The organism is Ornithinicoccus sp., from assembly GCF_057176825.1.
Genome location: NZ_CM169976.1, coordinates 3,221,164 through 3,234,496, shown reverse-complemented (window position 1 = coordinate 3,234,496; position 13,333 = coordinate 3,221,164). Strand labels below are relative to the sequence as shown.

The 13,333-nt window shown below is 71.3% G+C and carries 12 protein-coding genes; 9 read left to right on the top strand and 3 right to left on the bottom strand.

All coding sequences use genetic code 11. From position 1 onward, the window contains the following. The first annotated feature begins 73 nt into the window (after positions 1–73). The 4 genes from AC1QRC_RS16200 to AC1QRC_RS16185 all read left to right on the top strand — a co-directional run bounded on the left by AC1QRC_RS16200 (position 74) and on the right by AC1QRC_RS16185 (position 4,351). Positions 74–706 (top strand): maleylpyruvate isomerase family mycothiol-dependent enzyme, encoded by a 633-nt coding sequence (locus tag AC1QRC_RS16200; protein WP_484204289.1) that lies wholly within the window; start codon positions 74–76, stop codon positions 704–706. A 29-nt stretch (positions 707–735) separates the two neighbouring features. After that, the gene (locus tag AC1QRC_RS16195) at positions 736–1,236 is read left to right on the top strand and encodes a hypothetical protein (protein WP_484204288.1); all 501 of its coding nucleotides are present in this window, start codon (positions 736–738) and stop codon (positions 1,234–1,236) included. A gap of 113 nt (positions 1,237–1,349) precedes the next feature. Further along, on the top strand, positions 1,350–3,632 hold the full coding sequence (locus AC1QRC_RS16190; RefSeq protein WP_484204287.1) for a hypothetical protein: 2,283 nt from the start codon (positions 1,350–1,352) through the stop codon (positions 3,630–3,632). Further along, on the top strand, positions 3,629–4,351 hold the full coding sequence (locus tag AC1QRC_RS16185; RefSeq protein ID WP_484204286.1) for a hypothetical protein: 723 nt from the start codon (positions 3,629–3,631) through the stop codon (positions 4,349–4,351). The genes AC1QRC_RS16190 and AC1QRC_RS16185 overlap by 4 nt, the downstream gene beginning before the upstream one ends. 116 nt (positions 4,352–4,467) lie before the next feature. Here the strand turns inward: AC1QRC_RS16185 and AC1QRC_RS16180 are convergent, their stop codons facing one another. Then, a complete protein-coding gene (locus AC1QRC_RS16180; protein WP_484204285.1) occupies positions 4,468–5,736 on the bottom strand; it encodes a PQQ-dependent sugar dehydrogenase in 1,269 nt (422 codons plus the stop codon). A 45-nt stretch (positions 5,737–5,781) separates the two neighbouring features. Between AC1QRC_RS16180 and AC1QRC_RS16175 the strand changes: the two genes are divergently transcribed. Both AC1QRC_RS16175 and AC1QRC_RS16170 read left to right on the top strand, forming a co-directional pair. Beyond that, complete coding sequence (locus AC1QRC_RS16175) at positions 5,782–6,723, top strand: NAD(P)-dependent oxidoreductase (RefSeq protein WP_484204284.1); 942 nt, start codon at positions 5,782–5,784, stop codon at positions 6,721–6,723. Further along, a complete protein-coding gene (locus tag AC1QRC_RS16170; protein ID WP_484204283.1) occupies positions 6,720–7,241 on the top strand; it encodes a SixA phosphatase family protein in 522 nt (173 codons plus the stop codon). Before AC1QRC_RS16175 ends, AC1QRC_RS16170 begins: the two co-directional genes overlap by 4 nt. A 79-nt stretch (positions 7,242–7,320) precedes the next feature. On the opposite strand, the gene AC1QRC_RS16165 is transcribed toward AC1QRC_RS16170, so the two are convergent. Next, positions 7,321–7,605 (bottom strand): HNH endonuclease signature motif containing protein, encoded by a 285-nt coding sequence (locus AC1QRC_RS16165; RefSeq protein WP_484204282.1) that lies wholly within the window; start codon positions 7,603–7,605, stop codon positions 7,321–7,323. Positions 7,606–7,621: 16 nt separating this feature from the next. Between AC1QRC_RS16165 and AC1QRC_RS16160 the strand changes: the two genes are divergently transcribed. Both AC1QRC_RS16160 and AC1QRC_RS16155 read left to right on the top strand, forming a co-directional pair. Continuing rightward, a complete protein-coding gene (locus AC1QRC_RS16160) occupies positions 7,622–8,848 on the top strand; it encodes a hypothetical protein (protein WP_484204281.1) in 1,227 nt (408 codons plus the stop codon). Between the two features lie 176 nt (positions 8,849–9,024). After that, positions 9,025–10,665 (top strand): BCCT family transporter, encoded by a 1,641-nt coding sequence (locus AC1QRC_RS16155; protein WP_484204280.1) that lies wholly within the window; start codon positions 9,025–9,027, stop codon positions 10,663–10,665. A gap of 58 nt (positions 10,666–10,723) precedes the next feature. On the opposite strand, the gene AC1QRC_RS16150 is transcribed toward AC1QRC_RS16155, so the two are convergent. Continuing rightward, the gene (locus AC1QRC_RS16150; protein WP_484204279.1) at positions 10,724–12,445 is read right to left on the bottom strand and encodes a DUF222 domain-containing protein; all 1,722 of its coding nucleotides are present in this window, start codon (positions 12,443–12,445) and stop codon (positions 10,724–10,726) included. Positions 12,446–12,751: 306 nt separating this feature from the next. On the opposite strand from AC1QRC_RS16150, the gene AC1QRC_RS16145 reads away from it, so the two are divergent. Then, positions 12,752–13,318 (top strand): DinB family protein, encoded by a 567-nt coding sequence (locus AC1QRC_RS16145; RefSeq protein ID WP_484204278.1) that lies wholly within the window; start codon positions 12,752–12,754, stop codon positions 13,316–13,318. Positions 13,319–13,333: the final 15 nt, after the last annotated feature.

Below are 13,333 nucleotides of genomic sequence, written 5' to 3'. Positions count from 1 at the left end.
GTGGGACCTCTCCCGGGTCCGTCAGGTCCGGAGCCGTGGGTCGCAGGAGCCCGCGCACAGCAAGGAGGGTGACATGGACGACGTCTGGCCACTGGTGCACGCCGAGCGGGCTGCGCTGATCGCGGACCTGGAGGGCCTTCCGGAGCAGCAGTGGGAGCAGCCGTCGCTCGCCGCCGGTTGGACCGTGCACGACGTGGTGGCGCACCTGGTCGACACGGCGCACGCCACCGGTCGCCACCTGCTGGTGGCGATGGCCCGGGCACGATTCGACTTCGACCGGCAGAACGACCAGGGGCTGGGGCGGCACAAGGGCGCCACCCCGCAGGAGACGCTGGCGAGACTGCGCGCGGTGGCGCATTCCACGGCGACCCCGCCGTCCTGGCTGGCGCCCCTGCCCAGTCGGCTCGTCGAGGAGGTGGCACACGGCGAGGACATCCGGCGCCCCCTCGGCCTGAGCCGCGCCTACCCGCCTGAGGTGCTGGAGGCAGCGCTGCGCCACCAATTGCGCACCCCCAAGGGGGTGGGCGGGGCCAAACACCTCAGCACCCTGGTCACCCTTACCGCGGACGACGCCGACGTCGCGGTCGGGCAGGGACCGGTCGTCTCCGGACCGCTGCTGTCCCTGGTCCTGGTCGCGACGGGGCGCGTCGCGGCCGTCGACGACCTCTCGGGGCCTGGCGTCCCGCTGCTCCCGCGGGAGAACTGAGGGGGCGACACCCCGCATACAGTGGGGCGATGGCACGGGGAGGCAGGCTGATCGCGTGTGCCGCGGGCGCGCTGGCGTTCGCCGTGGGCGGCTGCTCGGGGGACGACATCGAGCCTGGCCCGGACCCGGACGCTTCCCCCGACGGCCCGTGTCCGGTGACCGAGCCCGCCGCGACCGAGGACCTGCCCGAGGTGCTCCGGGAGGCTGGAGGGCAGTGGACGGGGCGGGAGGGCCTGTGGGCCTCGGTGCCGGACCGGGAGTTCGTCGTTGATGACGGTCCGCGACGGCTCAAGCACGCCTGGGTAACCCTCGACGGCGACGGCGCACTGACCGCGGAGCTGGGCGACCCCGGCGTGACCCTGCAGCGGCTGGACGGCCCCGGGCAGGCCGTGGCCTCGCACGGCGGGTATGCCACGGACGCCACCCTGTCCTGGTGGCCGACCGTCGTGGACTTCCCCTCGCCGGGGTGCTGGGCCGAGACGGGCAGCGTGGCCGGGGTCGAGGTCCGGCTGGTCTTCGAGGTGCCCTGACGGCCGGGCGCCGAGCTCCACCAGTCGTCGCGGGTGCGCAGATCCGCTACGAAGATGCGGGGAAGCACGACAAACCTGCTATGAAAATGGGGGAGGGACAGTAGTCTCCACCCATGTCCGAGCAGGAGCTCACCCTCACCCCCACGGAGTGGCTCGCTGCGCTGGGGGAGGGTGAGGTCGACGCAGTCGGTCGCGACCTGGACGTCGAGCTGCAACGGCTGGGCGTCCGGGAGGGGGCGCGGAGCCGGCTGCGGGAACTGATCGAGGGCGTGTGGTGGAGCGGCGGCGACGGTGAGGGCGGCCGGGCCGAGGTCGTCGGCGTCATCCGTGAGGTCGTGCCGATGGTGGCCGGGGACCGGGCGGAGCCCCTGCTGGCGCTCTACGTCCGGGTCGTGTGCGAGGCGGCCTGGGACCTGACCTGGGACCACGGCCCCCTGCTCGAGGTCCTCGACGCCGCCAAGCAGGCGTGGGCGGGTGTGCCCCCGGCCCGCGGGTCGGATGCCGAGCTCGCGATCCGGGCCCTGCTTGCGCTCCGGGTCGAGTTGACCCTGGAGTCCGCCTGCAGCACCGGAGACCTGCGCACCACGGCGCGGGCCGCCCATGCGGCGGGGGAACTGCTTGCCCGCGAGGTCGCGGTGGCCGCCCGGGCCGGCGACTCGCCGATTGGTTCCTACGTGGTCGAGCTGCTCTCCGGCCAGGCCGTCTACGTCGACGCCGTGCACGCGGCCGCGGCAGCGGCAGCCGACTTCCTCGACGGGACCGGGGACGACCTGGACGAGGCGCTCCAGACGCTGGAGGCCGCGGAGATCGAGATCGAGGACCACGCGTTCCGGAGCGAACTGCGGGCGCACCGGGTCGCCATCGAGCGACTGATCGCCGCCCGCACCGAGGACTGGCTGCGCGTCGACGAGGGGTCGGTCGTCGCGATGTTCCCGTTCGGTCTGCGGCACGCCACCCAGTCCGAGGTCGTGGACGCGGTCAAGCAACACGGCGCCGGCTGGACCCTCGCCGGGGAGGCCCTGGCCAACAACCCGACCGGACTGCTGCTGGTCGACGACGTCTGGCGCGGCGACGATCCCCTCAAGCGTCGCTACGAGGGCACCCAGCTCGACCTGCCCGCGTTGCACCTGCTGGGGCGGGACGGCCAGGAGGTCACCGCCCAGGTGACGATCACGATCTCCCAACTCGGCAACCACTACGTGCGGGTGGAGATACCCCTGGAAGCCGCGCTTCCGCATACGCTCGCCTCCCTCGTCTGGCTGGCGGCACCCGAGTACGGCGACCTCACCGAGGTGGACCAACTGCTCGTGCTGGGGGACCCGCCCGAGGACGACGGCAAAACCCACGGCCAGGCGCGGACGGGGTGGCCGCGGCTCACCGGCCTGGTCCAGCGGGTGTTGCACGACCTCGTCGAGGAGTTGGCGCGATCCGGTATGCCGAGGGTCGCCCTCAGCTTCCGCCCCGGTATGTACCACGTGGTGACGACCGTCCAGGAGGCCTCGGTGCTGCCCGGGGGGCGGCAGGAGGAGGCCGTCGCGCTCGACCTGGCAGCACGGATCCCGCTCCTGTTCGGCAGCCAGTCGATCTGTCACCCCATCCCCGCCGGGGTCGGCTCGATCGCGTTCTGGGCCCGCTACAGCGCACCACTGGGCACCGTCGTGGACTGCGCAGGGCTCACCGACGAATACCTTCTCGTCAGCGAGAACCACACGCTGCTGGCCTCGTTCAGCTCCCCGGACTACATGGTGGCCACGGTGGGTCAGGCCGCCGAGTTCGCCGCCAGCCTCGACGGGATGTTCGCGGCGTGGCAGGACGAGCTGAGCCAGTTCTACCTCGGGCTGGCCCCTCACCTGCGGCGGCTGGATTCGGGGGAGGACGTCGACCTGGAGGTCGTGCTGGCGGAGTTGGAGCAGGCTCAGCTGCGGCTGCGCCAGTTCCTCACGTCCGCGCGGGTGACCGTGCTGTTCATCGGCTCCCCGGCCCTGGTCACCTCCCCGGTCATGCGGGACACGGTCACCCAGTTCCTGGACCTGCGGCACGTGTGGACCCGTCGCACCGACTTCACCGACGTCGCGGGACAGGCGCTCGCCGACCGGGTCACCGACCTGATCGAGGCGTGGCTGCGCCGCCGCGAGGCCGCACGGGTCGCCCGACTGGAGGAGAAGGAGAAGCGGGACGAGGAGGCGGCCCGGCGCAACCAGTTGCGCATCGACACGATGATCGCCGTGCTCACCGGCATCGGGATCTCGGGGGTGCTGGCCATGGTGCAGACCGGGTTCGACCTCGGGGAGTGGGGCTCGGTCGTGCTGGTCGTGCTCGTCCTCGCGCTGGCCGCGCTGGTGGGCCTGGTCAGCTACCGCTGGTCCAAACACGCCGACCGGGAGGAGCCGACATGAGCGGAGAGAAGGGGCCCGCGACCCGGGCCGTCACCGAGCGCGCCGGGCTGGAGCAGGTGTATGCCGTGCTGCTGGCGCCGTCCTTCCCGCCCACCGAGCTGTTGCCCGTGGAGTGGCTCCTCGAGGGGGTTGCCGCCGGCCGGGTGGAGGTGCTGGTGTCCGAGGACGCCTCCGGACCGATCGCCGTCGCCGTGACCGAACGGCTCGGCTCCACCGGGGCGGTGCTGCTCACCTACTTCGCGACCCGCGCGGACATGCGCGGCAGGGGCGTCGGGTCCGCGCTGTTCGCGGGGATGCTGCAGGCCGTGCTCGAGCGGGACCACCCGACCCTAGTGGTCGCGGAGGTGGAACGGCCGGATCGGCATACCGGATCCGCTGCGCACGGTGACCCCACCGCCCGGCTGCGCTTCTACGGCCGGCGCGGGGCGCGGGTGCTGGACCTGCCCTACTTCCAGCCGCCGATCGAGGAGGGCGGCGAGCCGGTGCACGGCATGCTGCTGCTGGCGCTGTGGGTCGACCCCGGCACCGTGCAGAACGCGGCACCGGGCGCGGAGGGGATCCCCGGCCCGGCGCTGGCTGCCGGGGTGGTGGAGGAGATGCTCGAGGACCTCTCGGGGCAGGACCCGCCGGAGGCGGTCGCGCTCCGGGCAGCCGCCCGGGAACCGGTCGTCGGGCTGTATGCCGTGGAGGACTACGCGCGGGTGGCCTCCTCGCGGTGACGCCCGGGGCAGAATCGCTACGAAGATGCGGGTGGCGCCGACAAACCCGCTACGAAAATGCGGGTCGCGCCGACAAAACCGCTACGAAAATGCGGGTCGCGCGGGCAAACCCGCTATCAAAATTGGAGGTGGAGGAGGCGGTCGTCGTCGGCGGCGGGGGAGCCGCGGAAGGTGTTGCTGGTGAGCACCCAGAGGCCGTCGGCATCGGCGACGACGCTGCGCAGCCGGCCATACTCCCCGGCCAGCAGCCGTTCCGGCTCTCCCACCTCGCCAGCTTCTCCCAGGGGGACGCGCCAGAGCGACTCCCCGCGCAGGGCCGCGAGATAGAGCGCCCCGTCGGGCCCGTAGGCCAGGCCCGACGGTGAGGCCTCGGAGGTCGGCCAGGTGAGCACGGGGTCGATGAACTCCGGCTCGCCGCCCGCGCCCTCGACCTGCGGCCACCCGTAGTTGCCGCCGGCCTCGATCAGGTTGAGCTCGTCGAAGGAGTTCTGGCCGAACTCGCTGGCCCACAACCGCCCCGCCTCGTCCCACGCCAGGCCCTGCACGTTGCGGTGCCCCATTGAGTAGACCGGCGAGTCAGGGTCCGGGTTGTCCGGCGCGGGGGCACCGTCCCGGGCGTCGACTCGCAAGATCTTGCCGGCCAGCGACGCCGGGTCCTGGCTCAGGTCACCGTCAGAGGCGTCCCCGGTGCTGATGTAGAGGTAGCCGTCCGGGCCGAACTCGATCCGTCCGCCGTTGTGATTTCCCGCCTTCGGGATCCCGTCGACGACGACCTCGGCCGGGAGATCCCCGTCCGGTGTGGCTGCGGAGAGGTCGAGCCGCACCACGCGGTTGTCCTGCGCCGCGGTCAGGTAGGCCAGCAGCGTCCCCTCGTCATCCTCCGGCACCGCCAGGCCGAGCAGTCCGCCTTCCCCGTCCGCCTCCACGCCCGGGACGGTGAGCACGGGGGCGGGGTCACCGTCGGTGGGGACCCGCCACACGCGGCCGGTGTCGCGCTCGCCCACCAGGATGCTCCCGTCGCCCAGCAGCACCAGACCCCACGGCACCTGGAAGTCGCCGGCCACCGCGGTCACGTCGAACCCACCGACGAAGGTCGGGCGTTCGCTCGTCTCGGCATCCGTCGTCTCCGCGTCCGTTGTCCCTGCATCCGTCGCCCCTGCCGGGTCGGTCGCCGCCGGGTCCGCAGAGGTCGTGTCGGGCGGGCTGGCCGTCGCGTCGTCCGCCGCGCCATCGGTCGGGGGCGTCGTGGGCGGGGGGCCGGCGGTGCCGTTGACCGGGCCCGACTCGAGCCGCCGCGGATCACCGCCGTCGTCGGAGCACGCCGCTGCCGCCAGCGCGAGGGTCGGCAGGAGCAGGTATGCCGAGAGCCGGCGGAGCGGGACCATGGGCACCCCCTGGGTGAGTCGGTCGCTGGGTCTAGCGTAGGCCGGGTGAGTGTCATCAGCGTGCCTCCGGAGATCGCCGACCTCGTGGGTGAGGTCCAGGGGGCAGAGATCGTCACCTGGGACATGACCGGCTCGCCGCCGCGGCAGGACCTCGAAGTGGTCGTGGTGCCGCCCTGGAATTATCCGCAGTTGGAGGAGTTGAACTCCCTCCCGCAGTTGCGCGCGCTGGCGCTGTCCTCGGCCGGGTTTGAGCACGCGGTCCGGTTCCTGCCACCCGGGGTGGCCCTGTCGAACGCCGTGGGCGTGCACGACACTGCGACCGCCGAGCTCGCGCTCGGTCTGGCGCTCGCGGCGCAGCGCGACCTTCCGGCGTTCGTGCGGGCCCAGTCCAAGGGGACCTGGCTGCCCCAGGACGTGAACCGGTCGCTGGCCGACTCGCGCGTGCTGCTCGTGGGCTACGGCGGGGTCGGCCGGGCGATTGCCCGACGCATGTTGGCCTGCGAGGCGCCGGTCACCGCGGTCGCCAGCCGGGCTCGGGAGGGGGACGACCTGGTCGAGACCGTCCACGGCGTCGACGCGCTGGACCGGCTGCTGCCTGACGCGGACATCCTGGTGCTCGCCCTGCCGCTGACGGATCGCACCCGCTTGCTGGTGGACGCCCGGCGGCTGGCGCTGCTGCCCGACGACGCCCTGGTCGTGAACGTCGGCCGTGGTCCGCTCCTGGACACCGACGCTCTCGTCGAGGACTGTCGCACCGGCCGGTTGCGCGCCGCACTCGACGTCACCGAGCCGGAGCCGCTGCCGGAGGATCACCCGCTGTGGTCGTTGCCCAACGTGCTGATCAGCCCGCACCGCGGCGGTGCCAGCACGGCCTTCCCCCGGCGGCAGGCCGCCTATGTCCGCCAGCAAATCCAGACGTACCTCGAGACCGGGCGGCTCGACCACGTGGTCGCCGTCGGCCCCGAGCAGGAAGAGGAGGAGCGATGAGCAGGACCCTGGTGCTGGTGCGCCACGCGAAGACCGAGCAGGGCAATCCCGGGGGCGACCACGCCCGCGAGCTGCTGCCGGAGGGCCGACGCGATGCGGCTGCGGCAGGCCGGTGGCTGCGGGACGAGGTCGGGCAGGTGGGCCTGGCCCTGGTCTCCACCGCCGTGCGGGCCGGGCAGACGTGGGCGGCCATGGCCGATGGCGCTGGCCGGGAGGACGTCGAGGTCTGGCGCGACCGGCGGCTCTACAACTCGGCGCCGGAGCTGCTCCTGGCCGCCGTCCGTGAGGTGCCGGAAGAGATCTCGGTGGTGGTCCTGGTCGGGCACGCGCCCAGCGTCCCCGCGCTCGCCGCCGGCCTGGCGGATGAGGACTCCTCGGATACGGCGGCCCTGAACTCCCTGCACGCCGGATTCGGCACGACGACCTGCGCAGTCCTGGACTACGACGGCGACTGGGCCGACCTCGGGGAGGCCGCTGCCCGGCTGCGGAACGTGGTCGCGCACCGCGCGACCGGGTAGTTGCAGCTGCCGGGTCCCCTGGAGTCCGTCCGGACATGCCTGTGGCCCGGCTGGTGTGGCCGGGTGTGGGGCGGGGTGGTCATACGTGCCAGGTGACGCCGGTCTTGTCGATGGTGGCGGTGAGGTCTTTGTCGTGGACGAGGGTGTGGTGTCGTCCGCAGAGGAGGGCGAGGTTGAGGAGGTAGGTTTTGCCGCCGCGGGACCACCAGGTGATGTGGTGGGCGTCGCACCATTGGGCGGGGATGGTGCAGCCGGGGTAGGTGCAGTGTTTGTCGCGTTTCCAGAGGGTGAGTTGTTGGTTCTCGGTGGCGTAGCGGGTGGGGGTGATGGTTTCGATGGTGTGGCCGTCTTTGTCCAGGATCATCGGGACGAGGTCGGCGGTGCAGGCGAGTTTGCGGGCGGTGGCCGGGGACAGGGCGCACAAGGCCATCCAGAACTTCCCCGACACCCACCACCGCACGGTCAGCTATGCCGCGCGAGGGGTCACCCGCTATGCCGAGTTCTTCGAGCCGGACGACCTGCCGGCACCTGACGACCCGACCCTGCTCGGCCAGCCCCGCACGCTGAGCATCGCCAGCTCCGCCCGTCCTGCGGCACCCGAGGTGACCGACATCATCCCGCTGCTGCTGTGGGAGCAGGAGACCGAGCCCGACCAGCCGTTCGCGTTGCGGCGCACCCGTCGCTCCGGTGCCCGGGTCTGGCTCGACCGGCCGTGGTTCTCCTCCGGTGACGGCGAGTTGCTCGCGGTGGTGCTTGGGGGTCCGGGCCAGCCGGCCAGCCTCACCTCACGGTGGGCCAAGGACCCGGTGCAGGTGACCGGCGTCCCGCCCACCACGACCCTGCTCCCCCTCGTGAGCCCGGCCGAGCTGCTCGTCGACCTGACCGCCGGCACCGTGGTCGACCCGCGCCCCGGACGACCCGTCACCACCCCCGTGGTGACCCGGCTGGTGGACGCCGACGGCCGACCGAGCGTGACCGTGCTCGGCTACCGGCCGGAGTTCCACCCCGGTCGCGGGCAGTGGTTCGCCGACATCGCGATGGACCCGGGTGACTCCCTGTGGCCGTTCGTGCGGCTCGCGCTGGCCCGCTTCCAACCGGACTCCCTGGAGGACTGCGACCTCTCTCCCGTTGCCCTGGGCGAGTGGGTGCAGCCGCTGCCCGAGCGGGTCGCCACCGCCAACCGGCGCACCGACGAGACCGTGCGGATGACTGTCACCGGGCCGTTCGGCCTGGCCCGCTTCCCCCGGCAGCCGGACGGCGAGGGCGAGGGCCCGCACCCGCAGGCCGACCTGATCATGCGCCAGTCGCGGGAGCTGTTCGCCACGGTCCAGCAGGCCCCGGCCACGGACACCGGTGGCGACCTGGACTGGGTCGACCACGCCCGGGTGCGGCTGCCGCTGGTCGGGATCTCGGGGGTGCAGGCCACCTGGTCGGCCGAGCTGCCGCTGCCCGAGCCGGTGCCGCTGGCCACCCCTGGCACCTCGACCCGATTCCGTGTGCTCGTCGAGGAGTTCGAGCACTTCGACGCCGACCCCGCGACCGGCCCCAAGGAGGGCCTGCCCGCACGGGCCCAGCGGTTGGTCTATGCCGATCATTTCCCGCTCTGAGCGGTGCTCCGCACGCCCGCCTCGGCCCATCGCATGCCCAGCCAGTGTGCGTGCCGCGGTGGACAGATGACCCTTTGTCGATAATCCTAGGGCGCAGCGTTGAGGCGACGAGGCTTCCAACGTGGCGCCGCCACGGGTCGGGTCGCAACGACTGACAGCGTGAGAGAGGTGCCCCGATGGATCGACTAGCGCGACGGCTCGGACTGAAGACCGACCCCACGATCTTCTTTGTCTCTGCCGGACTCATGATCGTCTTCCTGATCCTCCTGCTGGCCATGCCCGGGCCCATCGGTCGGGTCTTCGCCGATGGTCGCGACTGGATCGTGAGCAGCCTGGGCTGGTTCTTCATCATCGGGGTGACCATCTGGGTTCTTTTCCTCATCTGGGTGGCGTTCAGCAAATACGGCAACCTCAAACTCGGCAAGGACGACGACGAGCCGGCCTACTCCAACCTGTCGTGGTTCGCGATGCTCTTCGCCGGCGGCATCGGCACGGTCCTGATGTTCTGGGGCGTGGCCGAGCCGATCTCGCACTTCTCCAACCCGCCGTTCGCCGGAGTCGATGCCTACAGCATCGAGGCGGCCCGCGATGCGATGAGCATCTCGCTCTATCACCTGAGCATCCACACCTGGGCGATCTTCACCCTCCCCGGTCTGGCGTTCGGGTTCTTCATCTACCGCTATGACCTGCCGATGCGCTTCTCCTCAGTCTTCTATCCGATCCTCAAGGAGCGGATCCACGGCCCGATCGGCAAGACGGTCGACATCTTCGCCGTGCTCGGCACGCTGTTCGGTCTGGCGGTCTCCCTGGGGCTGGGCACCTCGCAGATCGCTGCCGGCCTGAATCACCTGACCGGCGTCTCCAACAGCACCGGGCTGCGCGTGGTGATCATCACCATCCTCACCGCCGTGGCGACGGCCTCGATCGTGGCTGGTCTGGACAAGGGTGTGAAGGTCCTGTCGAACATCAACATCCTCGGCGCGGTGGCCCTGATGTTCTTCGTGCTCTTCGCCGGCGACACGGTCTTCCTGTTGCGACAGCTCATCGAGAGCACGGGCACCTACTTCCAGGACGTCATCCAACTGGCCTTCTGGAACGACGCCATGGCGCAGTTCGGCAAGGAGGAGGGCTGGGGCTGGCAGGGCGGGTGGACCGTCTTCTACTGGGCCTGGACGGTGACCTGGTCGCCGTTCATGGGTGTCTTCCTGGCCCGCATCTCCCGGGGCCGCACGATCAAGCAGTTCGTGGGTGGCGTGCTGGTCGCCCCGTCGGTGTTCACGCTGGTGTGGTTCGTGACCTTCGGGTGGTCGGCCATGGAGCTGGACGGCATCGGCGGCGATGGTGGCCCGATCTCGGCAGCGGTCTCCGAGAGCGTCCCGACCGCGATCTACAACTTCCTCGAGAATTATCCGGCCGCGACCCTGATCTCCGGCATCGCGGTCGTGATCGTCGCCCTCTTCTTCGCCACATCCTCAGACTCTGCCTCCTTGGTGGTGGACATGTTGTGTGCCGGGGACGCCGACGCCGGCCCGGTGCGACAACGGGTGTTCTGGGGTATCTCCGAGGGCTTCCTGGCTGCCTCGCTGATCGTGCTCGGGGGTCAGGAGGGCCTGGAGACCTTGCAACAGGTGATCACCGTGATGGGTCTGCCGGTCTTCATCATGGTCTTCGCCATGCTCTTCATGCTGCTGCTGGGCTTCCGGATGGAGCGCAACAGGAGCCGGGGCAGGCGGGTCGGCAGCGGTGACCCTGTGGCAGACGGGGCGGCCACAGAACCGGCTGAGCAGGGCCGGCCGGTGCCAGCCAAGGGGGACTGAGCCCCGGCCGCTCGTGCTGACGGGTCGCGACGGGTTGTAGCCGACGCGTCGCGACACGTCAGTGGCCCTCGCCCAGCTGGCCGCTGAGGAGGCGGTGCCGTGCCGCGGAGGACTCGTTGAGGCCCACGATGTCGACCTGCTTGCCGTGCCGGGCGTATGTGGTCTGGATCGCATCGAGCACCGCGACGGTGGAGGCGTCCCACACGTGGCTGTGGGTGAGGTCGATCACGACCCGCTGCGGGTCGCCGGCGTAGTCGAACTGATAGACCAGGTCGTTGCTGGTGGCGAAGAAGAGCTCACCGCCGATGGTGTAGATGCGCACGTCGGTGGTGCCGTCGCCGTCCACGTCGCGCTCGGTCACCGAGGTGACCGAGGCGAAGTGCGCCACCCGGCGGGCGAACAGGATGATCGCGGCCACCACCCCGGTGATGACGCCGTAGGCGAGGTTGTGGGTGAGCACGGTGACGGCGACGGTGAGCAGCAGGACGAGGTTCTCGCTGTGCGGCATCCGGCGCAGGGTGGCCGGGTGGATGCTGTGCCAGTCGAAGGTGGCGACCGAGACCATGATCATCACCGCGACCAGGGCTGCCATCGGGATCATGCCGACGGCCGGCCCGGCCAGCAACACGAGCAGCAGCAGGAAGACGCCGGCCAGGAAGGTCGAGATGCGCGTGCGGGCACCGGAGACACCGGTCAGGGTGTGTCCGGATCCGGTGAGCATGCCGGTGAGCAGGTCCCAGTTGACCGTCAGGAGCAGTTTGGCTTTGGCGGTGCCGGGGGTGCCGTGGGGGGCGCCGATGCCGCGGCCGAGGATGGTGATCAGGGCGTCGTAGCGGCGTTGGGTGCCGGTGCGGGGGTCCGGGCCGTCGGCGTCGGGGGCGGGCGCGGCCAGCGGGGAGTTCATGACCTGGCGGAAGAACGCGGCGCCCTCGGCGTCGCAGGTGATGATGAACCGGGTCAGGGTGCCATCGGCCAGGGAGGACTCGTGGATGCCGCGCATGGCCCGGGCGGAGCGGGCTTGGTCCTCGGCTTCTTTCTCCGGCAGGGCGACGTCGATCAGTTTGTCGGTGACTTTCTTCAGGTCGGCGTCGGTGTAGTCCGGGTCGGTGGCCACCCCGAGCAGGACTTCCACGTCCTGGGCGTACACGCCGGGGTCGTCCACGGCCGGGGCGACCCGGCCCAGGGCCCGGATCACCCGGGCGGCCCGGCGCAACGGCAACTGCCCCTGGGCCAGTGCTTGGTGGACCGGGGCGTGCGCGGGGGTGGTGGTGTCCTCGGCGACGGTGACCAGGTCGTTGATCTCGGGCCGGGACAGCCACGGGCACCGGACCGCGACCCAGTCCCGCACGCCCAGGCCTTCGTCGCCGGGCAGGCCCCGGCTGATGACCTCGATCAGCACTGGCAGGGTGAGTCGTTCGAGGTCGCGGCGGGCGGTGTCCAGCTCGTCCAACCGGTCCGAGAGGTCACCATCGGCGGACCGCACCAACAACGGCAGGCTGGCCCGGGCCCGGGACAACGACCGGGTCGCATCACCGATCGCGTCGGCCAGCACCGGCAACACGGCCACGTCGGCCACCGCGCCAGCGACCGAGTCCGCCAACTCCCGCGCGACGCTCCCCCCGGTGCTCGGCAGGGCGCCCTCCCCGGTGGGCTTCCCGCCGGGCTGTGGGGCCCGCTGCCCAACGGTGTTGGGGGCGCCCTCCCCGGTCGCGTGTTCGGGGGCAGCCTGCCGGCCCGGGTACCCGACCCGGGCCACTGCGCCACCCCACCTATCGATCATGCGTCCACCCTAGAGGCGACCACTGACAGAGCACCTGACCTGCACAAATGCCGTTGGGGGCCACGCTGGCTATCGCCCCGGCGACAGGGTCCGACAGCTCCGGCGCGACACTTCCCCCGGTGCGCTGCGGGGCACTGTCCCCGGTCACCTGTGCGGGGGCAGCCTGCCGGCCCGGGTACCCAACCCGGGCCACTGCACCACCCCACCTATCGATCATGCGTCCACCCTAAACCCGACCACCGACAAACCACCTGACCAGCACAAATACCCTTGGCGGCCACGCCCTGACAGTGCCACGCTGAGGGGGTGAGCAGTTCGAGTTGGAGCCTGGTCCCGACGGACGGGGACGAGGCCGCCACGCTGATCGGGTTCCTGGAGCGGAACCGGGCCAACCTGCGTGCCCGCTGCGAGGGCCTCGACGCCGAGCAACTGCGCCGGACGCTGCCACCCTCCACGATGACGCTCGGTGGCCTGCTCAAGCACGTCGCGGTCGTGGAGTCCGGGTGGCTCTCGGAGCATTTCCTGGACGGGCCGCTCGTGGCTCCCTTCGACACCGCGCCCTGGGACGAGGACACCGACTGGGACTGGCACAGCGCAGCGGAGGACACCCCGGAGGAGTTGTTCGCGGTGTTCGACCGCTCGATCGCCGAGTCCCGCAGGATCGTGACTGAGGCGTTGGAGGCGTCGGAGGCGGACGGGGCCGCTGCGGCCGGGGCCACGACCGGCCTGGATGCTCCCGCCGCCCGGCTGCTGCACGACCGTGACCGCGTGACCCTGCGATGGATCCTGGTGCACCTCATCGAGGAGTACGCCCAGCACAACGGGCACGCCGACCTGATCCGCGAGTCGATCGACGGCAGGACCGCCATCTGAAGACGCGACGGAGAA

Coding starts and splice junctions, on each gene's coding strand:
- AC1QRC_RS16200 (WP_484204289.1), top strand. CDS start 74: ATGGACGACGTCTGGCCACTGGTGCACGCCGAGCGGGCTGCGCTGATC.
- AC1QRC_RS16170 (WP_484204283.1), top strand. CDS start 6,720: ATGAGCAGGACCCTGGTGCTGGTGCGCCACGCGAAGACCGAGCAGGGC.
- AC1QRC_RS16190 (WP_484204287.1), top strand. CDS start 1,350: ATGTCCGAGCAGGAGCTCACCCTCACCCCCACGGAGTGGCTCGCTGCG.
- AC1QRC_RS16155 (WP_484204280.1), top strand. CDS start 9,025: ATGGATCGACTAGCGCGACGGCTCGGACTGAAGACCGACCCCACGATC.
- AC1QRC_RS16185 (WP_484204286.1), top strand. CDS start 3,629: ATGAGCGGAGAGAAGGGGCCCGCGACCCGGGCCGTCACCGAGCGCGCC.
- AC1QRC_RS16150 (WP_484204279.1), bottom strand. CDS start 12,445: ATGATCGATAGGTGGGGTGGCGCAGTGGCCCGGGTCGGGTACCCGGGC.
- AC1QRC_RS16165 (WP_484204282.1), bottom strand. CDS start 7,605: ATGATCCTGGACAAAGACGGCCACACCATCGAAACCATCACCCCCACC.
- AC1QRC_RS16180 (WP_484204285.1), bottom strand. CDS start 5,736: ATGGTCCCGCTCCGCCGGCTCTCGGCATACCTGCTCCTGCCGACCCTC.
- AC1QRC_RS16195 (WP_484204288.1), top strand. CDS start 736: ATGGCACGGGGAGGCAGGCTGATCGCGTGTGCCGCGGGCGCGCTGGCG.